The following is a 23,628-nucleotide window of genomic DNA, read 5'->3' on the forward strand; positions in this document are numbered from 1 at the left end:
ACGCCAAAGCGGCGACTGTAAATATCATGCGCGACGACGTAAGGATCGATCGCATGAGTGACATGGCCTTCAACGACCGTTCGACCCCGCTGACGCTGCTGGAAACTCGCCGCTCGGGCAAGCCGCGTGACCTGATCGCACCCGGCCCCGATGCCGATCAGCTGGACCATATCCTGCGCATCGCGGCGCGTACCCCCGATCATGGCAAGCTGGCTCCCTGGCGCTTCGTGATCGTGGCGGATGACGCCCGCGCCAAGCTGGCCGAGGTGATCACCACCGCCTACCGGGCCGAACGGCCGCAGGCGAGCGCGACCGAGATCGCCGCGCTGGAACAGTTCGCGCATCAGGCGCCCAGCCTGGTCGTCGTCCTGTCCTCCCCGCGCACCGGCAGCCATATTCCGTTGTGGGAACAGGAATTGTCGGCCGGCGCGGCCTGCATGAACCTGCTCCACGCCGCGCATGCCATGGGGTTCGCCGGCGGCTGGCTGACCGGCTGGCCCAGCTTTTCCGATGCGGTGCGCGATGCCTTCGGCCAGGCGCCCGAGCGGATCGCCGGCTTCCTGTTCCTCGGGACGCCCGGCCGGCCGCTCGACGAACGCCCGCGTCCCGATATGGAGGCGATCGTCTCGCACTGGACCGGCCCCGTCGCGTGACCGCATCGGGCCGTCTGCAAACGTTATCGGTTTGCCCCTCGACTTTACCGGTCCGCTGCTGTATTAACTTGGCATGACAGCTCTTAGCGGTGACGACAGCCCGGTTTACATCCGCCTGCGCGGAACGATCGCGGCGGGTATCCTCAACGGCACCTACCGGGCGGGCGACCAGCTTCCCTCGGTCCGTGCGTTGGCGGCGGAGCAGGGGGCCAACCCGCTGACGGTCGCCAAGGCGTATCAGAGCTTTCAGGACGACGGCTATGTCGAGGTGCGGCGCGGGGTCGGGATGTTCGTGATGCCGGGCGCGGCCGACCGGCTGCGCGCCGCCGAGCGTGAGACCTTCCTGCGCGTGCAATGGCCGCGCATCCGCGATCACATCACGCTGCTGGACCTCGACGTCGCCGATCTGCTGAACGCCGAGCGGGTCTGACCGCCGGGCGGCGCGCTCGGCCGATCAGGCCGGTCGTCGCGACCCAGATAGCCAGCACCCCGGTCAGTGCGGCGAGCGGAATCCCAATCCAGGGCATGGATTGCCCTTCGTGCAGCCGGCTGATCCAGGACAGCGCGACCGGCACGGCCAGCGCCGGGGCGGAGACCGCGCCGGCGGTATCGTCGGCGACCTTGACCGTTCCATAGACCGAATCGTCGAAGCGCAGCGTCCAGTCGGGCGAGCGTTCGGTCGGCCATTCGACCGCGACCAGCCGCCCCTGCGACCAGTGACGTGCGCTGGCGACGACATGCCGGACCGACAGGGCGGGGCGGGGGACGGGCGGCGTCGACAGGGCGACGGCGTGTCCCGGCGACACGGCGAGCACGATGCCGGACGCCGTCATCGCCAGTACCGGGATGGCGGACCACAGCCCGATGCGGGCGTGCCACGAGGCTTTGCGCGTCTCTTTTCGCGGCGGACCTTTGGCGGCGGGCTTCGCACGCTGGCGGAATAGAGACGCCCATAGTCCGGTCAGGCTGGCGAGCAGCGCCCCCATGCCCCCGATCGCGACGATCCAACGACCGACGCCCGACAGGAACAGCCCGCCATGCAGCCAGCGCACCACACCCGTCACCCCGCCATCGGCCCAGCCGCTGGCCAGCACCTGCGCGGTCGGCGGGTCGAGGAACAGCTGACGCCGCGCGCGGTCGCTCACCCGGTCCAGCGTGACGATGACCGGCGACGACCCCCCTTCCATCGACAGCGCCGCGATCCGCTCGCCGGGGCGCAGGCGGCGATACGCCGTATCGGCATAGGCACCGGCGTCGCGCCGCGTCTCGCCGCTGATCCGATAGCGCGCGGGGGCGGCGATCCGCTCGATCAGCGGCGCGCAGGCCAGCAGCGTTCCCGACAGCGCCAGCGCGATGGCAAGCAGCCCGATCGCCAGCCCCAGCCAGCGATGGACCCGCACTCCCGAGTCGCGAAGGGAAATTCCGGCCACATGACCCCCGAAACAGACGGCGCGCCCTGCCGGACCCGACGGGCGGCGTCAATCGCGGGCGGGCCTGTCCGCGCTCAATTCCAATCACCGTTCGGGGTGAGCGGGGGCGAAGCCGGCGTGGGTCGTTTGCCCCAATGGGGAAGGGGGGTGTGTGGTTGAGGTTGTCCCGTGGCCTTCGACTTCGCTCAGGCGGAACGGGGGATTGGTTCGCGCGGAGACGTGGAGAGGGCCGGTGACCGGTGGCTCGATCCGAAAAGGCGCACCCTTATCGCCAATCCCTCTCCTCCGTTCAGGCTGAGCGAAGTCGAAGCCCACGCCGATCGCTTGCCGCAGGGAAGCACGAGGTCCTGCGTGATAGGGGCTGTCCCGTGGCCTTCGACTACGTTCAGGCGGAACGGAGGATTGGTTCGCGCGGAGACGCGGAGAGGGCTTATGATCGGTGGCGCCATCCGAGGAGGTGCCCCCTGATCCGCCCCCTCCGTTCAGGCTGAGCGAAGTCGAAGCCCACGCCGATCGCTTGCCCCAAGGACAAGGTTCACCCCTTTGCCTTCGACTGCGCTCAGGCTGAACGGAGGTTGGGGAGATTTGGTTCGCGAAGAGGCGCAGAGACGGGCATGGCGGCGAGGCCAGTGAGACCCCTCTCGGCGCCCTCCGCGCCTCCGCGCCCCATCACCGCCGCAGGAACAGCCACGACCGGATCGCGCTCGCCAGGTTCGGCGGGTCGTCCGCGACGATCCGCAGCGCGTCGATCTCCGCCACCAGCGCCGACAGCGGTAGGCCATGCGCCACGGCGGCTTCCTCCAGCGCGGTCCAGAAGACCGGCTCCAGGCTGATCGAGGTCTGGTGCCCGGCGATGGTGATCGAGCGCTTGACCGGGCCGACGAACCCTTCCGCCGGGGCCGCGATCCGGCTCATTCGGTGTCGAACAGGGCGGCCAGCTGCTCGATGATCGTGCCGCCCAGCTGTTCGGCGTCCATGATCGTCACCGCGCGCGCATAGTAACGCGTCACGTCATGGCCGATGCCGATCGCGATCAGCTCGACCGGGCTCTTGCTCTCGATCCAGCCGATCACCTGGCGCAGATGCCGCTCCAGATAGCTGCCCGAATTGACCGACAGCGTCGAATCATCGACCGGCGCGCCGTCGGAGATGACCATCAGGATGCGCCGCTCCTCGGGCCGCGCGATCAACCGGCTGTGCGCCCACATCAGCGCCTCGCCGTCGATATTCTCCTTGAGCAGTCCTTCGCGCATCATCAGGCCCAGATTGTTGCGCGCGCGCCGCCACGGCTCGTCGGCCTGTTTGTAGACGATGTGGCGGATGTCGTTCAGCCGGCCCGGCTGCGGCGGACGCCCGGCGGCGAGCCATGTCTCGCGGCTCTGCCCGCCCTTCCAGGCGCGGGTGGTGAAGCCGAGGATTTCGGTCTTCACCCCGCACCGCTCCAGCGTGCGCGCGAGGATGTCGGCGGAGATCGCGGCGATGCCGATCGGCCGCCCGCGCATCGACCCCGAATTGTCGATCAGGAGCGTGACGACGGCATCGCGGAAATCGGTATCGCGCTCGATCTTGTAGGACAGCGACTGGCCGGGATTGACTACCACCCGCGCCAGCCGCGCGGCGTCGAGAATGCCCTCTTCCTGGTCGAAATCCCAGGAGCGCGACTGCTGCGCCATCAACCGGCGTTGCAGCCGGTTGGCAAGCTTCGACACGGCCGATTGCAGATGCGCCAGCTGCTGGTCGAGATAACCGCGAAGCCGTGCCAGTTCGTCGGCGTCGCACAGTTCTCCGGCGGCGATCACCTCGTCATATTGGGTGGTCCAGGGTTTATAGTCGAACTGCGACGCCAGATCGGTCAGCGGGCGGTTGGGCCGCGTCGGCTGGCTGCCTTCGTCGCCATCCTCGCCGGGTTCGCCGTCGAGATCGTCGAGCGAATCCTGGCTCTGTTCCTGCGACTCGCCGTCCTCGCTGTCGGCGTCACGCTTCTCGGCGCGCGCCTCGACCTCGCCGTCGCCTTGGCCCTTGTCGTCGTTATCCTCTTCGCTCTCGTCCTGCTGCTGCTCGTCCTCGCCCTCTTCGTCGTTACCGCCTTCATCGGCCTGATCGGGTTCGGCGGGCGGCTCGGCGAGTTCGAGGTCGGCGAGCATCTTGGCGGCGAGCATCTGGAACGCCTTCTGGTCGTCCATCGCGCCCGCCAGCGCGTCGAGATCGGTCGCCCCCTCCAGCCAGTCGCGCACCAGCGCCAGCGCGGGCGCGGTTTCGGCGGGCGAGGGCCGCCCCGTCATCCGCTCGCGCAGGAGCAGACCGAGCGCGGTAGACAGCGGCACCTCGTCCCGGTTGCGCGCCCGCGTCATCGGGTCGGAGCGCAACCGCACATCCAGCGCATGCGCGAGGTTGTCGCCGATCCCGGCATAGCCGCGCGCGCCCAGCGCCTCGATCCGCGCCGTCTCCACCGCGTCATAGACCGCACGCGCCACCGCCTCGACCGGCGCGGCGCGGGCGTGGAGCGCGGTGTCGTGCAGCTTCAGCCGCAGCGCAAAGGCGTCGGCGAACCCGCGCGCTTCCGCCACCTGCTCGGGCGGCAGCGCGCGACCCGGCATCGGCACACGGATATGCTTGCCCGATGACGTCGGCGCATCGGCGGTGAAGGCGAGCTCGACCTCCGGCTCCTGCGCGAGTGCGCGCGCCGTGCCGCCGAGGACCGCCTTGAACCGGTCGAGAGGGGTTTCGTTCGCCACGGGGATCAAGCCCGGCCGACGACGCTTTCGGGCAGGTCCTTGCCGAAGACGCGCTGATAATATTCCGCCACCAGCGCGCGCTCGTTCTCGTCGCACTTGTTCAGGAACGACAGGCGGAAGGCGAAGCCCGGATCGCCGAAGATCAGCGTGTTCTGCGCCCAGGTGATGACGGTGCGCGGGCTCATCACGGTCGAGATGTCGCCGTTGACGAAGCCCTTGCGGGTCATGTCGGCGACGCGGACCATGTTCTCGACCAGCTGCTTTCCGTCGGGCTTGTCATATTCGCCCGACTTGGCGAGCACGATCTGCGCCTCGGTGGCGGCGGGCAGATAGTTGAGCGTGACCACGATGTTCCAGCGGTCCATCTGGCCCTGGTTGATCTGCTGCGTGCCATGATAGAGTCCGCTGGTGTCGCCCAGACCCACCGTGTTGGCGGTGGCGAACAGGCGGAACCATTTGTTCGGGCGGATCACCCGGTTCTGGTCGAGGAGCGTCAGCTTGCCCTCGGTCTCCAACACGCGCTGGATCACGAACATCACGTCGGGGCGGCCGGCGTCATATTCGTCGAAGACGAGCGCGGTCGGCGTCTGGAGCGCCCAGGGGAGCAGGCCCTCGCGGAATTCCGTTACCTGCTGCCCGTCCTTCAGGACGATGGCGTCGCGGCCGATCAGGTCGATACGGCTGATATGCGCGTCCAGGTTGATGCGGATGCACGGCCAGTTGAGGCGCGCCGCCACCTGTTCGATATGGCTCGACTTGCCGGTGCCGTGATAGCCCTGCACCATCACGCGGCGGTTGTGCGCGAAGCCTGCCAGGATCGCCAGCGTGGTGTCGGGATCGAACACATAGGCGGGATCGAGATCGGGGACGCGCTCATCGGCCTCGGAGAAGGCAGGCACCTCCATGTCGGTGTCGATGCCGAACAGGTCGCGCACCGACACCATCTTGTCGGGCGCATCGAGAATCGTCGTATCGCGGCTGTCGGGAAGCGTATTCGGGATGTTGGTCATCAGGCCCTCGTCTCGTCGCTCAACGCCTTAAGCCAAGCGCGGCTCCCTACTCAATGCCGGTGATCGCACGAAGATGGCGGGTGGACGCCCCGGCGGAGCGATTGCGTGCGCGGCGCATCGCCGTCATTCTGCCCCCGCGAGTCGACAGGCAGAGGCGACAACACCGTCCGCTGTCGAGGAAAGCATGAAGAGGGGTGGGGATATGGCGAATTTCATCTGGTACGAATTGCTGACCGACGATGCGGGGCGCGCGCAGGCCTTTTACGCCGCGGTGATCGGGTGGCAGGTGGGCGACAGCGGCATGACCGGCATCGACTATCGCATCTTCGCCACGCCCGAGGGCGAGGCTATCGGCGGCCTGATGCAGCGTCCCGAGGACGCACCGGGCAAGCCGGTCTGGCTGGGCTATCTCCCGGTCGTCGATGTCGACGAATCACTGGCAACCATCGTCGAGGATGGCGGCCAGGTGCTGATGCCCGCCTGGACGATGGACGGGGTGGGGCGCATGGCGCTGGTCACCGATCCGCTGGGCGCACCCTTCTACATCATGGCGCCGCAGGACCCGCAGCCGTCGCGCGCCTTTATCGAGCATGGCACCGGCCCCGCTGTCGGCCATGTCGTGTGGAACGAGCGGATCGCCAGAGATCCCGACCGCGCGCTGGCCTTTTTTGGACGGCATTTCGGCTGGAGCCATCAGGGGGGCATGCCGATGGGCGAGCTGGGCGAATATCGCTTCCTGGCGGACGGGCCGGTGATGCTCGGCGCGCTGATGGGCGTGCCGTCGGGGGGTGAGCCGGGCTGGCATTTCTATTTTGCGGTGGACGATATCGATGCGGCGGCCGCGCGGGTGAGCGATGCGGGCGGCACGATCGAATTCGGGCCGATGGAGATTCCCGGTGGGGACTATTCGCTGTCGGCGCGCGATCCGCAGGGCGCCAGATTCGGGCTGGTCGGGCCGCGCAGATAAAATTCCTCCCCGGTACGGGGAGGGGAACCAGCGAAGCTGGTGGAGGGGTGTCCCCGCTGATGGTGACACCCCTCCGTCAGTCCTGCGGACTGCCACCTCCCCTTGCAGGGGAGGAATAAGCGGTTAGGCGAACGCCGGCGCCTGGCGGAGTTGCTGATACGCCGCGATGACCTTCTGCAACCGCCCTTCATGGCTCCTGTCGCCGCCATTGCGGTCGGGGTGATAGCGCCGCACCAGCTCGCTATAGCGCCGCCGGAGCGCACCGCGATCGGCGTCCGCCTCCAGACCCAGGACCTTCAGGCTCTCACGATCCTGCCCCGACAGCGGCTTGCCATCCTTGCGCTCCGGCGCCGCCTCGCGGCGATAGCGTGCGGCGATGGCGTCGAGCGGATCGGAAAAATCGGCCCAGCGCGGCCCCGGATCGGCGCCGCCCTGCGCAAAGGCGCGCGTCTCGCGCTCCCAACCCGCATAGGGGCGTTGTGCGCGGTGGATCTCGTCCGCGCTCATCCCGTCGAAGAAATTATAGCGGCTGTTGAACGCGCGGACATGCTCCAGGCAGAACCAGCGGAACTGGCCCGGCCCGTCGCCGCTGCGCGTGCCCTCGGCCGGCGGCGCACGGAACTCGCCCGCGTCCTCGCAACCGGGATGATCGCAGGCGCGACCGGTATTTTCGACCCGGCCGTGAAACCGTGCGCCGGGTTTATTCTTGGGGGTATCGCTGCTCGACCGACGCGCCACTGCTATCCGCTTGTCCCGAGAAACCGTCTATATAGGGGCCATGACCGATATCACCACCGCCCCAATCGCCGACCAGATCACCGCCCGCCTGACCGAGGCGCTGTCGCCCACGCACCTCGACGTCATCAACGAAAGCGCGATGCATCGCGGCCATCTGGGCGATGACGGCACCGGGGAAAGCCATTTCCGCGTCATCGTCGAATCGCCCCTGTTCGCCGGGGAATCGCGCGTCGCCCGCCAGCGCAGGGTGAACCACGCACTGGCCGATCTGTTGTCGGAGCGCATCCACGCGCTGGCGATCAGCGCGAAAGCACCTGGAGAATAAGCCCATGCCCTATGACCTGTGGTACTGGCCCGGCCTGCCGGGACGCGGCGAGTTCATCCGGCTGACGCTGGAGGCCGCAGGTCTGGCTTACCGCGACCGAGGCGTGGAGGAGGGGGCCGAGGCGCTGCTTGCCGATATGCGCAAAGGTAGCCGCCTGCCCTTCGCACCGCCTTATTTGCGCGCCGAGGGACAGGCAATCGCGCAGGTCGCCAACATCCTCCACTGGCTGACCGAACGGCACGACCTGGCGCCGGAAGCCGACCGCATCTGGTTGAATCAGTTGCAGCTGACGATCAGCGACATGGCGGCGGAGGTGCACAACGTCCATCACCCGGTCGCGATGATGGCCTATTATCACGAACAGAAGCCCGAAGCCGCGCGCGCCGCCGCGCAGTTTCGCGAGGAACGCATCCCCAAATTCCTCGGCTATTTCGAGGATGCGGTGGAGGGCCGCGACTGGATGGCGGGCGGGCGCTGGTCGCCGGTCGACACCTCGTTGTTTCAGTTGGTCGCTGGCTTGCGCTACATGTTCCCGAGGCGGATGGCGGCGGTCGAAGGCGATTATCCCGCGCTGATCGCGCTGCACGACCGGGTGACGACGCTGCCCGGTATCGCCGCCTATCTGGACAGCGACCGGCGACAGGCGTTCAATGAGGACGGAATCTTCCGCCATTATCCGGAGCTTGATGCCGAATGACCCGCTTGCCCCGTCCCGCCGCGCGCATCCTGTTGGTGGATGGGACGGGCCGGACCCTGATTTTCCGCTTCACCCCCGATGATCGCCCGCCCTTCTGGTGCACGCCCGGCGGCGCGGTCGATCCGGGGGAAAGCTATGAGGACGCCGCGCGGCGCGAGTTGCTGGAGGAAACCGGGCTCGACCGCGATTGCGGGCCGCAGGTCGCGCGGCGGCAGGTCGAATTCCGCACCATCGAGGGCGTCGAGGTCGAGGCCGACGAACGCTATTTCCGCGTCGACATCGACACGCATGAGGTGACGGGCGCCGGCCATACCGTCCTCGAACAGCGGGTGATGCAAAGCTGGCGCTGGTTTACCCGGCAGGAGCTGGCGGCGCACGACGAACCCTATTTCCCGACCGATCTGGTCGAATTGCTCGACGCCACGGAGCCGACTCATGTTTGACGATTTCCTGCTGCGCACCCTGCAACCCTCCAGCCACGATCTGGGCGGGTTCAAGGTGCACCGGACGCTGCCCAACAAGGAGCGAACGATGGTCGGCCCCTTCATCTTCTTCGATCAGATGGGCCCGGCGCAGCTGCTGCCCGGGGCGGGGATCGACGTGCGGCCGCATCCGCATATCAACCTGTCGACCGTCACCTATCTGTTCGACGGCGCGATCGGCCACCGCGATTCGCTGGGCAGCGATCTGGTGATCGAGCCGGGCGCGGTGAACCTGATGACGGCGGGCAGCGGCATCGTCCATTCCGAACGCTCGCCCAGCGACGTGCGGCCGCAGGGGCCGACGCTCTCGGGTATCCAGACTTGGCTGGCGATGCCCGAGGCGCTGGAAGAGATCGACCCGGCGTTCGAGCATGTTCCCGCCGAAGCGCTGCCGGTGATCGAGGGGCGGGGGGCGACTGCGCGGGTCATCATGGGCGACCTCTGGGGCCAGCGTGCGCCGACGACGACTTATGCCGGCACCATCTATGCCGACATCGCGCTGGAGCCGGGTGGGAGTATTCCCATCGATTCTTCGGCCGAGGAGCGCGCGGTCTACTGCGCGTTGGGGGAAGCGAGTCTGGAGGGGATGCCGCTCGAGCCGCAGCGGCTCTACATCCTGAAGCCGGGGATCGCGGCGACCTTGCGGTCGACAAGCGGCGGCCGGGTGATGCTGTGCGGCGGGGACGCGTTCGCGACGCCGCGGCATGTGTGGTGGAATTTCGTCTCGTCCCGCCGCGAGCGGATCGAGGAGGCCAAGCGGGCCTGGAAGGCGCGGGAGTTTCCGGCGGTGCCGGGGGACGATCTGGAGCGGATCGAGATTCCGGAGATTCCGAAGACAGTGAGTTATCCGTGATTGAAGCCCCTCTCCCGGCAGGGAGTTTCAGGTCGGTCATGCTCCCAGCATGACCTAAACGATGCGGGGCATCGTTTACCGGAAACTGGGTTGGGGAGGGGCAAGAGTCACAAGCCAGGCTCTCTGCGAGGCACCTTGCCCTCCCCCGGCCCCTCCCGCCTGCGGGAGGGGAGAGAATATTTGGTGAGGTTGGACTGTGGCCTTCGACATCGCTCAGGCTGAATGGGGTTTGGTATTCCGGGCCTGATCCCACAGCCGTTCAGCCTGAGCGAAGTCGAAGGCCACGGTCCAACACCAGCCACACGAAAATAGTCCGCCAAACAGCGAACCGCTAAAACACCATCGATTGTGGGGGCAACCTAGAACTGCCCCGGCCTTATGAAGGCAAACGTGTTTCTGCAACCTTACCCATGCAAGCCGAATTGCCCCAATGCCTATCAAGCCAATCTCGTACTGCTCAAGAGTGCGGTCGATCGAACAGATTGAGTGGGATGACCCTGCCATTGAAGCAACTGGCCGCGAAAATATTGCACGCGAGAGCGGCGCCTAACCGGCCCTTCGGTTTCCCAGAATTTGCCATTCTCGCATGAGAGCCAGCGTCAGCGATCGGCCGCCGCGGGCATGATGTACGCGAACGCATTATTATCCCATCAGTGCTTCGTCGCTCAACTTAGCGGATTGCAAGACGCAAGCCAGTCGTCGAAGCACCATCGAGGCCAGCCGGCTGGCGACTGTGGGGGCCCTAGGACATGGCTCGTCTCGTGCCACGCTGCGGCAGGTCCGATCCCGATGCGGGCGGCGGCCTCTGGCGTCGCTACATATCCGCGTGCGATGGCGAGCACCTCCTCGACTTCGACCAGGAGCGACCTGGGGCCCTTGTCAAAGCGGAGGAGTTTCGCCGATGCGAGCGGCGGGCCGTCGATCTGACGCAGGTTCAGAACCGTCATGGCATCCATCTGCGACATGGATGGCGAGATAAACGCTCCGTCAAGGATGCCCTCGTTGGCGTTGCGCGTTGTGTGGTGGGCGATGTCAGCAGGAAGGACGCGGATGCGCCTGACGATGGGTGCCGGGCCGTCTTCCATCCACGCCGTCAGCCTTTTGCTGCGAACTGCGTCGAGCACCTGCCTCCACGGCTTCAGGCGGCCGCCCACGATCTTCAGCGCCGTGTCCAGCTGCACCACGCCCGGGGGTGGTGCTTCGCGCCGGCAGGCTTCCACGAGGGATGACAGGTAGGCATCGGTGGAGGCGGTGAGCGTTCGCGGCTGGTCGGCCAAAGTTAGTGCGAACGGATGCGTCTCGCGGGCGACGTCCCCTGCACCAACAATCCTTTCGCAAGCATAGCGAGGTAGGCCCAGCGCCCGGATCAACCTGGCGATCGGGTCGGATCGCCTCCACGCCGAGGCGGCTTCGTCGATGGCGCTGGATTCGTAGAGCGCGCGGCGATAGCCGCGCTCCACAACCCCTTCAGCGACAAACATGCCGGCATCGGCGTGCCGCCGGAGGGCGGCATGCGAGATGCCGAGGCGCCCTGCGGCATCGCTACCGAGCAGCCTCGCCCCGTCGATGCCGATGAACGACCGCCCTACCTCGCCTCGGATTTCCGGAAGCGCGGAGAGCAGGATGGACGGTGCCCCGGCATCATCTGACGGCAGCACGGAGGCGGCAGCCAGCATTCCTGCCCGCAGCCTGCGCCTAGCGGTACCATCCGCGGATCCGCGTCCTGCGAGTTCACGGCGGATCTCGGCTCGCAGTCCAAGCGGCCATTGCCTCAGAGCGGCGGCCCCTCGCGCCGCGGCACGGGACCGCTCAGCTGGCGTCGCATCGGTCAGGGCCTTGCGGGGAGAAGACGTCGAGTCCTGAAGAGCCAGGCCGAGCCTGAAGACGAAGTCGATCAGAATCACCGGCGGAAGTTCCGCCAGTACCGGCGCGAGGGCGGCGCGGGCGATCTCCCGTTCCTGTGGGACGGGCGAGCATAGGCCTGCGAACGTTCGATAGTCTGCCGCCAGTTCAGCGGGAAGAGGCTCTCCGATCGCGTCGAGCGGCCCGCAGCCGCGTTGGTCGCACCAGCCCAGTCCTTCGGCCGCGAGCCACCGCTGATCGCGTCCGCAACGCGCACATCGATCGACGAGCGCCTCCAGCGTTTCGGGACAGTGTCCAAGCAGCCGATTGCACCAGGTCGCGCGGTGATGCTCGGACGAGTGGAGTGAACCGGGAGCCACTCGGCGCAATCGGGAGTCCAGCCATTCTCGCCTGATGGCGCCGTCGCCCCATCGCACTACTGCCCCGTCCCGCCCGTCTATCGGAGGCGTGGAGGCGGCGACGATCGTCGCTTCCGGACAGCCGAGCCGCGCGGCGAGCGCGGCTTCGTGCCCGACGACGAGCCCCGCGACGTACCCCGGGCGAAGCGGAAGGCCGGCCGATCGGAGCACCGGCTTGACGTCCCCGAGCACGTTCAGCCTGGCGGAAGCTGCGACGAGACCCGGCAGGCTCACGCCGACCGGGGCGTATGGAACGAGCAGAAGCGGGCGCGGCCTCACCATGCCTCGGGTTCCGGGAATGGATTGGCGACGCACCAGCCCGCCGGTATGGCGAGGTGGGCGACCGCGAACGACAGGTCGAAGTCCTCGATGGAGTCCGCTCCCCGGGCGCAGGCATGCTCGAATGCAGCGGCGACGATGCGGCAGATGCGCCCCACGTGCCCGCTGCCGCTCCTTCCAATGCGCTGGACCCGCTTCCCCTTTGCGAGGCCAGAAATGCCCGTTAGCCCTGTGCCCGCCATCCTTTCGTCGAGCGAAGCGAGGAATTCACGCAGGTTCTTGACCTCGCCCGCCACCTTCGGGTTCGCCGCCGGCAGGCTCAGCGGCGCACCGAGGCGACCGCGGAGCTGGGGGTTGACCTCGAAGATCTCGCCGGCCTGCTCGTTGCCGGCGAACAGTATGCCCACCACTCCCTGATCCAGCATCGACTTGAGGGCGTCGGCGACCTCGTAATTACTCGACGTCTGTTTCCCGATAAGCTGCACCTCGTCGACCGCGAGGAGCTCGACGCCGACGCTGGGCAGCAGCTCCTCGCAGCGCTGCCGTAGGATCTCGAGGCTGTAGCGGCCGAAGGCCTCGGGATCGCCGATGCACGTCAGGATGCGCTGATACAGCATCTTGATCGTGATCCGCTCCGTCAGGCCGACATGCAGCATGCGGTTCGGGTTGGCTGGTTCCTCCGCATTGATCCTTGCCGCGCATTCGCTGATCGCCCGGCTCTTGCCGGCTTGGCTCGGAGCGCTGAGGCTGCGACCCGGCAGAGGCATCCCGTTCAGCCCGGCGCAGCTACGGTGGAACGTGCGGATCCGGGTGATCAGCGCCTCCTGCACCATGGTGGGCTGATAGAGGTCGATCGAGAAGCGGGCCGCGGCAGCGGCCCTGTCCCCGTGCGTCTCGTAGTCGCAGACGGGGGATCCCGTCTGCGGTGCGGCACTGCCCTCGACCCCGCTCAATCGTCCGCTCCCGCATCGTCCCCGTCCTCGAAGCGCGCATCGTCGTCCCAGCCGTCCGATGGCCGAGCCGTGCGGGGTGCAGGTGCACGCTCGACCCGAGGCGTGGGCCCGCCCCTTCCGAGGGTGTCGGGATGCTGTTCGATCGGCGACACGGTGAAGAGCGGCTTGCCCGCGAGTTCCCGGAGGTGGGGCGACGCGAGCAGTGCCCCCATCTTCGCCCGGGCGCGGAACTTGGACCTGGGCAGCATCTCCTCGTGCAGACGCCGCGTCTCCTGCATCGACTTCAGTCGAGCGGTCTGACTGCCGAACGCCTCGCGACGACGCTTGGCGGCCTGCGCGTACTGAAGATGCTCCCAGTAGGACAGCCCCGCCGTGTATCCGGGCTGGGTGGAGGGCAGGACCGTCCATCGCTCGGCATGCTCGTCATAGACCTCGATCCGGTCCATGTCGCCATCGGCGCGGCGAGCGCGCATGCGGAACCCGTGCGACTTCCTCGCGCCGCCCATGCGACCGGCGTTGTTGTTGTACAGGACGTCGATGACTGCGGCGTCGCGATACCGTATGCCGTCCTTTTCGACGCCGTTCCGCGTGAGGTATGCGTCGAAGTGGCTGCACAGGTTCGCCCGGACGAACGAGGCGTCCTCGAACGGATCTGTTGCGCGCGTACCGGAGCGCACCGCGAGCATCTCGATGGGGCTCATCCTGCCAGGCAGGCCCTTCGATTCCGAGACGTTATGCTGGGCGGCCGCTTGGGCCACGTGCACGCGCAGCTCGTGCATCGTCATCTCCGCCATGCCCTCCACCATCTCGAAGCCGAGTTCCGATGCCCGCCGGGGGTCCACCAGGGTACCGGGGAGCGAGGCGAGGATGCCCTTGAGCGTACGGAAGAACCGCTCCAGCGCCGCCTTCGCGGTGGGCATCCCGACGGGAGCAGGGATGACAACCATTCCCGCCGCGTTGTATCCCGGCAGCGTGTCGGGACCGATCAGCGCCTTCTCATTGTCCGGGAGCAGGGCGGCGGGCCGCCCGAACGCGAGACGCAGCTGCGGGTGCATCTGCACCATTCGCGGAGGGAACTTGTTCGGCTCGAGGCAGTGCAGGACGGCCTGAGCGGAGGTCTCCGCACGGTTCGGTCCAGCGTACACGTGCCAGCCGAAAAGCGTGTGGGTCAGGCAGTCCAGCACCGCCACGATCCGCATCTTGAGGCAGGGGATCGTACGATCCTCGTCGAACACGACGATCTGCTCGAGTTCGGTCGCGTCCATCAGGCATATTTCGAGGACGTGATCGACCAGCAGCGGCTCGCCGGCACCGCGGTACTTCCTTTCGGCGGCCTCGCGTCCATGCTTCGCTTCCCACGTCTCGATGCATTCGAGCTTCTCGATGCGGAGGCGGAGGGACTGGCGGGACGGCTTCCTGAAGCTGCGGCCGGGATTCTCTTCATTCAGCCGACAGACGAGGCCGTCCAGGTATGCATCGGCGGCGGCCTGGCTGAAGCCCGGACCAGCGCTGTAGAAGAACAGGGCCGCCTCGTTGAGCGCGGCGTCGACCTCAGGCGGAAGCTGCGAGTGGTTGCGCGGACGACCGGCCTGAGAGACGAGCGCACCGATCCGCATGCCTCCCTTTCGCAATGTACGCATCCAGCGACGCAAGGAACTGCCGGAGGGACGGGGGAAGGCGAGATCCCCCGGCTGGATGCCGTAGTTTGCGGCGAGCCACTCGGCGCAGGACGCGTCGGTACAGACGACGCGGTCCGAGCTGGCGCGCCATGCCAGCGAGTGCCTCCACGTCGCCTTCGCGTCGCGGATGGAGGCGGAGCTCGCATCCATGGACAGGAAGCGTGCCTGCCGTTCGGATACGGTCTCCTTGGATCCCGCGACCGACGACAGCCTGCCGGCGGCGTATTCTCCGCGCAGCCATTCCACGGTCGGACGCGCCGTCGTTCCGTCCGGATTGCGGACGACTAGCAGCGCGCCCGTCTTCGAACTGCGTAGATCGAGACCTCCGTCGGCTTCGATGCGTTCCAAGCGGACGCGGGCAGTGCCGTGCCAGAATTCCCTGCCCGCGGTGAGCCCGTAGTCGAGGCCGTCAACGCGTCGATCGTGCGCGAGCGGCGTCGGCGGTGCCGCGAGAGGATCGATGGAGGAAGACATTTGCGCAGCTCCTTGGTGGTGGGTGCGATCGTTCGGTGCGGCGAAGCGGGACGATATGGCGATGATTGGCATCTCCCGGTCGGAGTCCGCGCGCTGCGTCGTCCTCGATCGGTGCTGCCTGTCTCAGATCGTCAGCGACTCCAGCCGACGGTCCTCTTGAATCGGACGGGCTGCGGAAATTTCGAGATCCGGCGTGACTCCTGCAGAGAGATCGTAGGAGGCCACGCGCCGAACCAGCAGTGAATTGACGACCCTGACACGATCGGCGTCGGCCACTTCCAGCCGTTCGCCGAGGCGCGCGAGAGGGACGGAGCCGCCGGCGAGCACGTCCCGCGCCTGCTGTTCGATGTGTACGTCGAGGCGTCCGAGTCCATCGGCGAACGCGCGGCAGACGTTGAAGCGGCGGCGGCGATCGGCGCAGAGTGCGTCGCCCGTGATACGCGCCAGCCTGATGCCGGCGGTGGCCAGTCCCTTCTCTACCGCCGTCAGGAGCGCGGCCGTAGCGGGTTCGGTAAAGTAGGTGTCGCTCGCCTTCACTTCGCCGCATACGACGTGCCCATTGGCATCGCACCAGACGGCGTCGGGGCCATACGTGGTGACGCTCCCGTCTTCGTGCGTGAACCAGGCCCGGTGACCGTGGAGGCGGTAGGGACCCCCATCCGGCGTGGTCTCGAGGTGCTTCGCGAGGAGCAGCTCCCAAGGCCCCTCGCCCTGTTGCACGTGACCCGTCCGGACGCTGTGGAAAGCGAAGGTGAGGCGCTTGCGTCCGAAGTTGACGGTCCTCTCCGGCTCGACCGTCCGGAACGCGAAGCGGGCCGTGGCGGGATCCGTCAGGGGGGACGGATCGGTGGCACGCCAGTACACGTCGTGCGAGCGTCCTCCGCCGCAGCGGCAGGCAGCGGGGAGGGCGTTGAACTGGTCGATGTTGGCGGTCGGTACAGTCGTGGTCATGGTCGCGTCCTCGTGTAGGGTGGCAGGTTTCAGGCGAATTCGTGCTGCTTGGCCTCGATCTGCTCCGGGGCGGAATCCGCCCGATCCTCGATCGGCGAACCGGCGAGAGCGGCAGTTGCCGCTGGTGCAGCCGACGAGCGATCGGCATGGGCGCACGAGCGGATGCTCCGACGCGCGGCTTCGAGGAGGAGCCCGTTGACTTCGACTGCTTCGCCAACGCGGATCAGCGTCGCGACGACCGGCCAGGTCATGTGGCGCACGGCCCTGGGCGGAGAGTCGTTGAGCGGAAGGTAGTGCAGTGCGGCCGTGCACTCAGCCTTTGAGGCGGAGAGGGACGGTACGACCGCGAAGAAGTCGCCATGGATCGCCAGGACGAAGGGGGCGGCGTGGTTCGCTTCGGCAGCGTCGGTCATATGGTGTTTCCTCGGGTCGGAGCCTGTCTGAAGGGAGTGGTCGTCGGACTGCGGCACTTGTCGTCTGGGCGGCCTGTCGCCTTCCAGCAGGGGGCATCGGGAGACGGGCGGTGACGTCATGCCCCATCCCCCTTCCGGGCCGCCTTGCGGATGGCCGAGCGCCAGCGCCGGATCCGCCAGGGATCGTCGTGCTCGCCGAAGCGCTCGACGAGGTCAGGCGTCCACGCCTTGGCAAGGAACTGCCAGATGCACTTGTCGCCTTGGGGGACCCCGGCGGCGTCGAGCATGGCGATCTCGAACCGCAGCTTCTCGGTGGGACTGGGACGCGTAACCGGCCGGTGCGGCGTGATGCTGCCCTCAACCATCCCGTCCAGCAGCCAGTGGACCGTGGGAAGCTGAATGCTGCCGTCCACGTCCTGGGTGAGGCAGGGGTGGTGCGTGTCCAACGTGGTGAGAAGCACGCGGTCGTCGACGTAGGCGAGCAGGCGATGCGCCACCCCGTAGACGTCGATCAGGCTGCCGCAGGCGGGAAGCCGGTTCCGCTGATCGAGGGAGGTCCCGTTATCGGAACCGCCGCCGCTCTCGACGGGTGGATGAGTATGTCTCGTACACATGAGCCAGCAAGATATGAGTATAACACGTAGATACAAGACGCGATCGTCCTTGATCGCGAAAATACTTTTTTGACCCTCGGCCAGTGGAGACATACCGGGGTTTGATGAGCAGCGATGACATGGGTGATTCAAAGTCGACCGAGCAGTCCGCGGATGCTCTCGCCGACGCGCTGCGTGCAGCGTGGCCGGACGGGGTGCCTGAGGGGGAACTCATGCTCGCATCGAGGTTGTCCGCAGGAATGCGTGCTACGGTTGCCAGACGGTTGAGGGCGATCATGCGTCCTGACGACGACGGCGATCAGCGGCCGGGAGCCGCCGCCAGACGTGCGGCGGAGGCGGGAGTGAGCCGTAAGCGGTTCTACGCCATGGCACGGGCTTGGAGAGAGACCCGTAGCATCGTCGCTCTCGGTGCCCGCGCCGCGGAAAGTAGAAGCCGGGCATCGAAATTAGGGCAGTCGTTGCGGGCCTCGGCGGAGGAGGTGATCCTCTACATGAGCGTACACCAGCCCGATGCGAGCATAGCAGAAGTATGCCGACGCGTGGCCGAAGCCACGCGGGCGCCAATCTCCCGAACGACAGTGAGACGCATGTGGCTCGATGCCCGGCGAACCGCGCCACCTGGCCTTTTCGGAGAACGTCTCCTGCTGGATAGCGTCGGACTGGATGCATTCTATCTCAGCCACCGCCTTCGTCTCTACGTGGTCATCGACCAGGGCACAGGGCTCGTGCCTGGGTGGGCAATCGCCACCAACGACTCCCGCGCGTGGGGGCACGTGCATGCGGCGGACTTAGCGGTCGACGAGTTGTCGGTCATCGATCTCGACCCCTTCGCCGGTTTTGACGGTCGGCTCGGAATCGACCTCGTGCTGCAACGCGACGACGTCGCTGGGGGGGAGGTGCTCCGGAGGCGTCTAGCGGAAGCGGGAATCGCCTATGAGGTCCACATCGGCAGTGTGGGGCGTCGCGCCGTCGAGGTTCTGGGCGAACGCGTCGGCCCCATATGGGTTGGACCAGGAGAGCGTGGCGACGACGTGAGCTACCGCAACGGGCGGACGGCCCGGATGCCGGAACTGACGTCGGAGATGCACAGCGAGATCAACGACGCGATCCGTACGCACAATCGTGCGCGAGCGGCTGCGGCGGCGAAGGTCCACAAGGAAGGCGCCCCTGCATGTGCGAGAAAAGCCATCGACGTGTTGCGGCTATTGGGATCGGCACACGCGGAGCTCGATGTCCTCCCCGATTATTCGGAAGAGTCCCATCCTGAGAGCCTCCTATGAACTGGGCGTGGGCAGTTTGCCCGCCGCTATCCCGTAGAACCGCTTTAGACTGAGCGGCGTGATGCCTTCCTCCTCGCATGCGCGGACGAAGGCATCATATGCCTTCCTCTTGGTGTCGGTGGGCGCAGTCGTGGCGAGGGCCTCGTCGACCAGCTGAAGTCGCCGGAGATGGTCCGGTCGACGACGCCATGGGGTTCCGCGCCGTTTCGCTCCTGGCAGCATGTCGGCGGCGCCGTGCAACTGCCATGTCCGTAGCAGAACTCGGAACCTTGGGACCGATACGCCGATCTCGGCCGCGGCGGCCTCAATGTCGTCCTCGCCCTGTTCGGCCGCCGAGAGATGGCGTTGCATGATCCTGATGCGGCGCATGATCTCCTCCCGCCGGTCAGGACGCACTTGATCGAGGTCGACTTCGTGCGCCATCACCTTGTCGCGCTCCGCCTCCGAACCAATGACGAGCGCCTTCCTCATGCCCACGAGGAGGGTAGGATCGCGATGCCGCCGCCATACTTCTGCGAGGCGAGTCATGCTGTATACCGAGAGGTTCAGCTCTGATGCCGCCGAGGCGTCGTCATCCGCAGTGGGCAGGTCGATGGCGACGTACCGGTCCAGTACCGCGGCGCGGCGCTCAGCTTCCTCGATCCCCAGATCGCTCCACCTTTGGTTCTTCCTCACTGTTTTGCCTTCCGTCATCGATGCCGACCGGCATCACCGAAGACCTTCGCCTGCCTCCTCTCCTTCCTCTTGCGGCGTGGACGCCGCCGATGCCGCAAGGCGCAGCTTCTAGCCCGACACTCCCTTTCGGAACGGTCGGTGCCGTTACGGCGTCCTGATTACCCACGTCACGACACTGGCGGTGAGCAGGCCCCCGAAGTCGCGGTTGAGGGTGGTGGCGACGGCTCCGCACATCGCCTCGTCCAGGCCGCCGTCGCCGTGGGCGTCGGCCCATCGACGCACGAGCCGCCAGGACCCCTCCGCCGTCACGCCCCTGAGCGCCCTGACGCGCCGGAACGAGGAGAGCGTGCAGTCGTCGAGGAAGCGGATCTCGACGGACGATACGCCGGTGAACGGACGTTCGCGACGGTTCGCCAGGAACGGGCTTACCGCCTCCTCGGCCCGGACGGACGCCATCTCGATCGCCTCGACGGTGAACGCGTCGGTCGTCGCCCAGGCGTTGAAGGGGTGAGCGCGGTCGTAAGTCGGGGCGACCGAAGCGGCAGGCCCGAGGTCCCGTCGAGGTGCGCCATTCTTTCCCGAGGCTGTCCGCGGCCGTCGGCCGCCGCCATTGGCGGTGCGTCGTTCCTCGCTCACGGCGACTTCCGCCGTAGCGGACGTGTGCCGGTGCAGCGAGGATAGTCGGAACAGCCAAGGAAGAAGCGGTTCGGGGAGGTGCCGCCGCGAGCCCACCTTTTGGTCATGGGACCGCCACAGGACGGACATGAGGTGCCCTTCCTCAGCTTCGCCGGCTTCGGGACCGGAGCGACCGGACGGCGGTCGCGCTTGTTCGCCACGACGTTCAGCCCGAGATGGGACAGGTCGAGCAAAGCATGGGCGTGATCGTGCATCGCCTTTGCAAGGCGATGATCCGCCACTTCGGCGCGGCCCGTGAGAGCGTCGACCGCCTGATCGAGTGAGCGCACCAGTCGATGCAGTCGCTCCTCCGCGATGATCCGCCTCCTTGCCCATTCCTCGGTCATGGCCTTCGAAGCGGCATCGACGTCTTCGGGTGAGACGGTCGTACGCCTTGCGATCGCGATGGCCTGCATGTCCCGCCATAGGAGGAGGGCGGCGGTTCCACGATCACCGATGCCACGGACGCCGCTCAGGGTTTCCAGCGTAAGGTCGTTCACCACCCTTATGCCGGCCGCCGCGAGGCGCTCGATCCCGCGCGGGCCGATCGGCGCGGCTTCGGTGTCGGCGATCATCATGCGCGACAGCTCACTTTCCACCGCCGCGTCGTACAGATGGCGATGAATACGGGCGATCTCGGTCTGGTGTCGGCTGTCGGCCTGCCGCAGCCGCTCCGCCTCAATGCGAACCTCGGACGCCTGCCGCGGAACCGCCCAGGCTCCGATCCGCGCGCGCCAGGCGTCCAGCTCGACGCTGAGCGCGCGTTGGGCCTTCGCACGCGCCTTCTCGAATGTCCGCCGTATCTCCGCCTCTACGGCCGCGAAGCCCGTGCTGGTGGTTCCGGCTGCGCGATGGCGACGGAGGGTCTCGGCGGCTTCGGCGGCAGCGGGCGTGGGGCCTGCAGGATCGGCGCCTGCGGGCGGTAGCACGGCCTCCCCGCCGTTTCGATCCGCCCGCGTCGCCGCTCGCATGGCTGCCTCCAAGGCATCTACGTGGCGATAGGGTTGGGGCGTCCGCGAAGGGCGCGTGTCCGTTCCGAAGCTAGCTACCCCGGAGCAGGCATCGATCCGGCACCATGGGCAGTCGCGATCGGGATCCGGCCGCTGGTGTGACGCAATGCGTGCACAGGGCGAGATGCCGCTCTCGATGGTCTCGAGCTCGTGTACCCATTCGGAAGCGAGGGGGCGGACTACGAAACCGGCGAATGCGCGTTCGAACATCGTTGCCAGACCGAGGGGCAGGTCGGACAGGCGGAGGGTGTTCGGCGGAGGCGCGAGGCGGGAGGGCCTGATGCGTGTGTACGCGAACATGTGGTTCGCGATGGCGTCGTTCAGCGCTATTTCCCGGCGCACCGGCACCCCTGCATGCGGATGCCGGCCGAGGAAAAGTATCTGGAAGATCAGGACGGCGAGTGCGAAGGCGTCGTGCTGTTCCGTCCTGAGGACGCCGTCGAGGCTGGTACCCTGGAGTTCGGGAGGGGTGTATTCTGGGACCCCGACACGGCAGGGATGCTGCGAGCCCAGCTGGAAGCTGTCGGCATCGATGAGCGAGACGACAGCTCGATCGGAAACGAGCACGCCTGCCGCGTTAACGTCTCCGATCACGACGCCGGCGCGATGCAGGCCGGCGAAGGCACGGGCGGCGTTGAGTGCTGTCCTCACGAGGAAGCGCCAGTCGGCCAGCGGGAACTCGCTTCGTCGGGAGCGGGGAGAGAACAGTTCGTGGACCGGCTTGGCGTCGGTCACGATCGGCATCACGAACCCCGCGAAGGCGCCATCGTCCGCACGAACGACGAACTCGGGAAAGGCTGCCGCGGGGCAGCGCTTGCGCAGATCCGCGGCGATCATGGCGCGGACCTTCGCATCCCGCGCCGTGTCGGGCGCGTGGTAGAGCTTCACCGCCCGTGTCGGATCGTCCGCGAGCGCCATGACGCATCCTTCGCCACCGCGCCCGAGAAGTTCCCCGATCCGGAGATAACCATGCGGCCCGACGTAGGTGGGCGGGTTCATGCGAAGCACGCCAGCAGGAGCGTCTTGTCGTCGTCGGTGTGCTCGTTGACGCGGTCGGACCCTAGGTACGCGCGAAGGGCGCCTGACAGTTCCGCGTCAAGACCGCCCACGGCCCTAACGGCGAGGGGGGCCGCCATCGGTTCCATGAACGCCGCGTGTGCCCGCGTGGTCGTGAAATCGAGGGCGAGACGCTCCAGACCGTCCGTCATCGCCGCGATCCGGTCGATGCGCCCGTCGTGGACGGCGATGCGGATCGCGGGACCGTCGGGATCGGTAAGGAAGCGGGTGGTGTTCGCGTACTCCCCGTGCTCGGGCCAGCTCAGCGCCAGCCAGTCGCGGGTAGCTGCATCGCGTGCCACGACCGCCCCGTCGCCCACGTGCGCCGTCAGCGTGAGGGAAGCGTCGCTCAGGGTCATGACGGCGGTCGTGGCGAATTCGCACGGCTCGAGTTCATGCGCGGCGGCCGCCTGGGCGATCCGCCGCCTGGCCAGCAGCATCCAGCACGCCAAGGCGTCGGGATGCGGAAGACGTCCGGCATGATCCAGCCATGCCTGCGCGCAGCCTGCGAGGACGCGCGCGGCGATCGTCGCGCCGACGCCCCCGCGGGGGGCGCTGCCCGCTCCGTCACAGGCCACGGCGGCGAACACGCCCGCACCGTCGGGCGTACCGACGATGCGGAAGGCGTCCTGGCGAGGTTCGCCGTGGCGTTCGTGGGAGACGCCACGACGGGAGGCAGCGGCCCAGCTCCATGCGGTCATGCGCTCAGTCCACCATCGCCCAGCCGCCGGGTGCGGCGGGATTGGCGAGCGGTACGGCGGCGTTCGCTGCCGATCGCGACACCGATCCGAGCGAGCTGGAGAGCCAGCGGAACAGTTCGGCGAAGGCCAGACCCCGCAGGCGGAGCGGGGTGCGGACGGAGAGGCGTCCGAGCATGTCCATGTCCGCGCCTTCGACGCCGACCGCGTAGAACGCGACCTGTCGCCTGTCCTCGGCGTCGGCGACGGCCCGGGCTGCTCCCTTCCACTTGTCGGTGGGTTCGCCGTCCGTGATCAGGAAGATCCAGGGGCGGTAGTAGGGGATTCCGCTCTGGCGGTACTGGTCCTTGCGCGCGTCGAGGAGGTCGAGGCCACGCTCCACCGCTTCGCCCATCGGAGTGCCTCCGGCGGCCGTCAGGCGAGGGGGATCGAACGTCTCGACCGTGCCGAACTGGCAGACGGTGTCGACCCGGTCACCGAACGTGATCACCGCGACGTCGACGCGCTTGGCCGCCAGACGGTCCTGCGCGAGTTCGGTGCGGAAGGTCTGCAGCCCTTCGTTGAGCTGCGAGATCGCGTCGCCCTGCATGGAGCCCGACGTGTCGAGGAGTAGCAGGCATGGGCATCGCTGCTCGGCGTTGTCGGCGAATTCGGCGTCCCCGAAGGGCATCTGTACGTCGTCCATGTGGTTGGCGCTCCTGATAGGTTCGGGTCCGCCGG

24 protein-coding genes are annotated in these 23,628 nt (G+C 67.4%); 8 read left to right on the forward strand and 16 right to left on the reverse strand.

Annotated features, from left to right (window positions below):
- The first annotated feature begins 53 nt into the window (after window positions 1-53).
- Window positions 54-653 carry a nitroreductase family protein gene (locus GGR48_RS00740; protein WP_183949862.1) on the forward strand — a complete coding sequence of 200 codons (600 nt, stop codon included), beginning with the start codon at window positions 54-56 and terminating at the stop codon, window positions 651-653.
- A gap of 73 nt (window positions 654-726) precedes the next feature.
- A complete protein-coding gene (locus GGR48_RS00745; protein WP_183949863.1) occupies window positions 727-1,083 on the forward strand; it encodes a GntR family transcriptional regulator in 357 nt (118 codons plus the stop codon).
- Here the strand turns inward: GGR48_RS00745 and GGR48_RS00750 are convergent.
- The 4 genes from GGR48_RS00750 to cobS all read right to left on the reverse strand — a co-directional run bounded on the left by GGR48_RS00750 (window position 1,031) and on the right by cobS (window position 5,828).
- Window positions 1,031-2,053, reverse strand: a complete 1,023-nt coding sequence (locus GGR48_RS00750) for a PepSY domain-containing protein (RefSeq protein ID WP_206362529.1) — start codon at window positions 2,051-2,053, stop codon at window positions 1,031-1,033. The two genes, GGR48_RS00745 and GGR48_RS00750, sit on opposite strands and share 53 nt — an antisense overlap.
- A 699-nt stretch (window positions 2,054-2,752) precedes the next feature.
- Window positions 2,753-2,998 (reverse strand): ribbon-helix-helix domain-containing protein, encoded by a 246-nt coding sequence (locus tag GGR48_RS00755; RefSeq protein ID WP_183949867.1) that lies wholly within the window; start codon window positions 2,996-2,998, stop codon window positions 2,753-2,755.
- A complete protein-coding gene (gene cobT / locus GGR48_RS00760) occupies window positions 2,995-4,818 on the reverse strand; it encodes a cobaltochelatase subunit CobT (protein WP_183949869.1) in 1,824 nt (607 codons plus the stop codon). Before cobT ends, GGR48_RS00755 begins: the two co-directional genes overlap by 4 nt.
- A 5-nt stretch (window positions 4,819-4,823) precedes the next feature.
- The gene (gene cobS / locus GGR48_RS00765; protein ID WP_058743933.1) at window positions 4,824-5,828 is read right to left on the reverse strand and encodes a cobaltochelatase subunit CobS; all 1,005 of its coding nucleotides are present in this window, start codon (window positions 5,826-5,828) and stop codon (window positions 4,824-4,826) included.
- 202 nt (window positions 5,829-6,030) lie between these two features.
- Here cobS and GGR48_RS00770 point away from each other — a divergent pair, with 202 nt between their 5' ends.
- Window positions 6,031-6,795 carry a VOC family protein gene (locus GGR48_RS00770; protein ID WP_183949872.1) on the forward strand — a complete coding sequence of 255 codons (765 nt, stop codon included), beginning with the start codon at window positions 6,031-6,033 and terminating at the stop codon, window positions 6,793-6,795.
- Between the two features lie 123 nt (window positions 6,796-6,918).
- Here GGR48_RS00770 and GGR48_RS00775 read toward each other — a convergent pair whose 3' ends face one another.
- The gene (locus GGR48_RS00775) at window positions 6,919-7,533 is read right to left on the reverse strand and encodes a DnaJ domain-containing protein (RefSeq protein ID WP_183949874.1); all 615 of its coding nucleotides are present in this window, start codon (window positions 7,531-7,533) and stop codon (window positions 6,919-6,921) included.
- A 40-nt stretch (window positions 7,534-7,573) separates the two neighbouring features.
- Between GGR48_RS00775 and GGR48_RS00780 the strand changes: the two genes are divergently transcribed.
- The 4 genes from GGR48_RS00780 to GGR48_RS00795 are packed head-to-tail and all read left to right on the forward strand — an operon-like array spanning window position 7,574 to window position 9,890.
- Entirely contained in the window at window positions 7,574-7,858 is a 285-nt protein-coding gene (locus GGR48_RS00780; RefSeq protein ID WP_183949876.1) for a BolA family protein, read from the forward strand.
- 4 nt (window positions 7,859-7,862) lie between these two features.
- Window positions 7,863-8,555, forward strand: coding sequence for a glutathione S-transferase (locus GGR48_RS00785; protein ID WP_183949878.1), 693 nt, complete (start codon window positions 7,863-7,865; stop codon window positions 8,553-8,555).
- Complete coding sequence (locus tag GGR48_RS00790; RefSeq protein WP_183949880.1) at window positions 8,552-8,998, forward strand: NUDIX hydrolase; 447 nt, start codon at window positions 8,552-8,554, stop codon at window positions 8,996-8,998. Before GGR48_RS00785 ends, GGR48_RS00790 begins: the two co-directional genes overlap by 4 nt.
- Window positions 8,991-9,890, forward strand: a complete 900-nt coding sequence (locus tag GGR48_RS00795; RefSeq protein ID WP_183949882.1) for a pirin family protein — start codon at window positions 8,991-8,993, stop codon at window positions 9,888-9,890. Before GGR48_RS00790 ends, GGR48_RS00795 begins: the two co-directional genes overlap by 8 nt.
- Before the next feature lie 665 nt (window positions 9,891-10,555).
- Here GGR48_RS00795 and GGR48_RS00800 read toward each other — a convergent pair.
- From GGR48_RS00800 to GGR48_RS00825, 6 genes are all read right to left on the reverse strand, one after another.
- Window positions 10,556-12,385 (reverse strand): hypothetical protein, encoded by a 1,830-nt coding sequence (locus GGR48_RS00800; RefSeq protein ID WP_183949884.1) that lies wholly within the window; start codon window positions 12,383-12,385, stop codon window positions 10,556-10,558.
- A 41-nt stretch (window positions 12,386-12,426) separates the two neighbouring features.
- Window positions 12,427-13,383: a TniB family NTP-binding protein gene (locus GGR48_RS00805; RefSeq protein ID WP_183949886.1), complete on the reverse strand. Its 957-nt coding sequence runs from the start codon at window positions 13,381-13,383 to the stop codon at window positions 12,427-12,429.
- A complete protein-coding gene (locus tag GGR48_RS00810) occupies window positions 13,380-15,536 on the reverse strand; it encodes an integrase (RefSeq protein ID WP_183949888.1) in 2,157 nt (718 codons plus the stop codon). The genes GGR48_RS00805 and GGR48_RS00810 overlap by 4 nt, the downstream gene beginning before the upstream one ends.
- A gap of 123 nt (window positions 15,537-15,659) precedes the next feature.
- The gene (locus tag GGR48_RS00815; RefSeq protein WP_183949890.1) at window positions 15,660-16,487 is read right to left on the reverse strand and encodes a hypothetical protein; all 828 of its coding nucleotides are present in this window, start codon (window positions 16,485-16,487) and stop codon (window positions 15,660-15,662) included.
- A gap of 29 nt (window positions 16,488-16,516) precedes the next feature.
- A complete protein-coding gene (locus tag GGR48_RS00820; RefSeq protein WP_183949892.1) occupies window positions 16,517-16,900 on the reverse strand; it encodes a hypothetical protein in 384 nt (127 codons plus the stop codon).
- Window positions 16,901-17,016: 116 nt separating this feature from the next.
- Window positions 17,017-17,514, reverse strand: a complete 498-nt coding sequence (locus GGR48_RS00825; protein ID WP_206362530.1) for a hypothetical protein — start codon at window positions 17,512-17,514, stop codon at window positions 17,017-17,019.
- A 104-nt stretch (window positions 17,515-17,618) separates the two neighbouring features.
- Here GGR48_RS00825 and GGR48_RS00830 point away from each other — a divergent pair, with 104 nt between their 5' ends.
- Window positions 17,619-18,794, forward strand: coding sequence for a hypothetical protein (locus GGR48_RS00830; RefSeq protein WP_183949895.1), 1,176 nt, complete (start codon window positions 17,619-17,621; stop codon window positions 18,792-18,794).
- Here GGR48_RS00830 and GGR48_RS00835 read toward each other — a convergent pair.
- From GGR48_RS00835 to GGR48_RS00855, 5 genes are all read right to left on the reverse strand, one after another.
- Complete coding sequence (locus tag GGR48_RS00835; RefSeq protein ID WP_183949897.1) at window positions 18,789-19,487, reverse strand: hypothetical protein; 699 nt, start codon at window positions 19,485-19,487, stop codon at window positions 18,789-18,791. The genes GGR48_RS00830 and GGR48_RS00835 overlap by 6 nt on opposite strands.
- A gap of 126 nt (window positions 19,488-19,613) precedes the next feature.
- Window positions 19,614-20,105 (reverse strand): hypothetical protein, encoded by a 492-nt coding sequence (locus tag GGR48_RS00840; protein ID WP_183949899.1) that lies wholly within the window; start codon window positions 20,103-20,105, stop codon window positions 19,614-19,616.
- Entirely contained in the window at window positions 20,102-22,072 is a 1,971-nt protein-coding gene (locus GGR48_RS00845; protein ID WP_183949901.1) for a topoisomerase DNA-binding C4 zinc finger domain-containing protein, read from the reverse strand. Before GGR48_RS00845 ends, GGR48_RS00840 begins: the two co-directional genes overlap by 4 nt.
- Window positions 22,073-22,149: 77 nt before the next feature.
- Window positions 22,150-22,911, reverse strand: a complete 762-nt coding sequence (locus GGR48_RS00850) for a PP2C family serine/threonine-protein phosphatase (protein ID WP_183949903.1) — start codon at window positions 22,909-22,911, stop codon at window positions 22,150-22,152.
- A gap of 4 nt (window positions 22,912-22,915) precedes the next feature.
- Window positions 22,916-23,593 carry a vWA domain-containing protein gene (locus GGR48_RS00855; protein ID WP_183949905.1) on the reverse strand — a complete coding sequence of 226 codons (678 nt, stop codon included), beginning with the start codon at window positions 23,591-23,593 and terminating at the stop codon, window positions 22,916-22,918.
- Between the last annotated feature and the right edge of the window lie 35 nt (window positions 23,594-23,628).

Origin of the sequence: Sphingomonas pseudosanguinis, assembly GCF_014196255.1 — a bacterium.
GTDB classification, from domain to species: Bacteria; Pseudomonadota; Alphaproteobacteria; order Sphingomonadales; family Sphingomonadaceae; genus Sphingomonas; species Sphingomonas pseudosanguinis.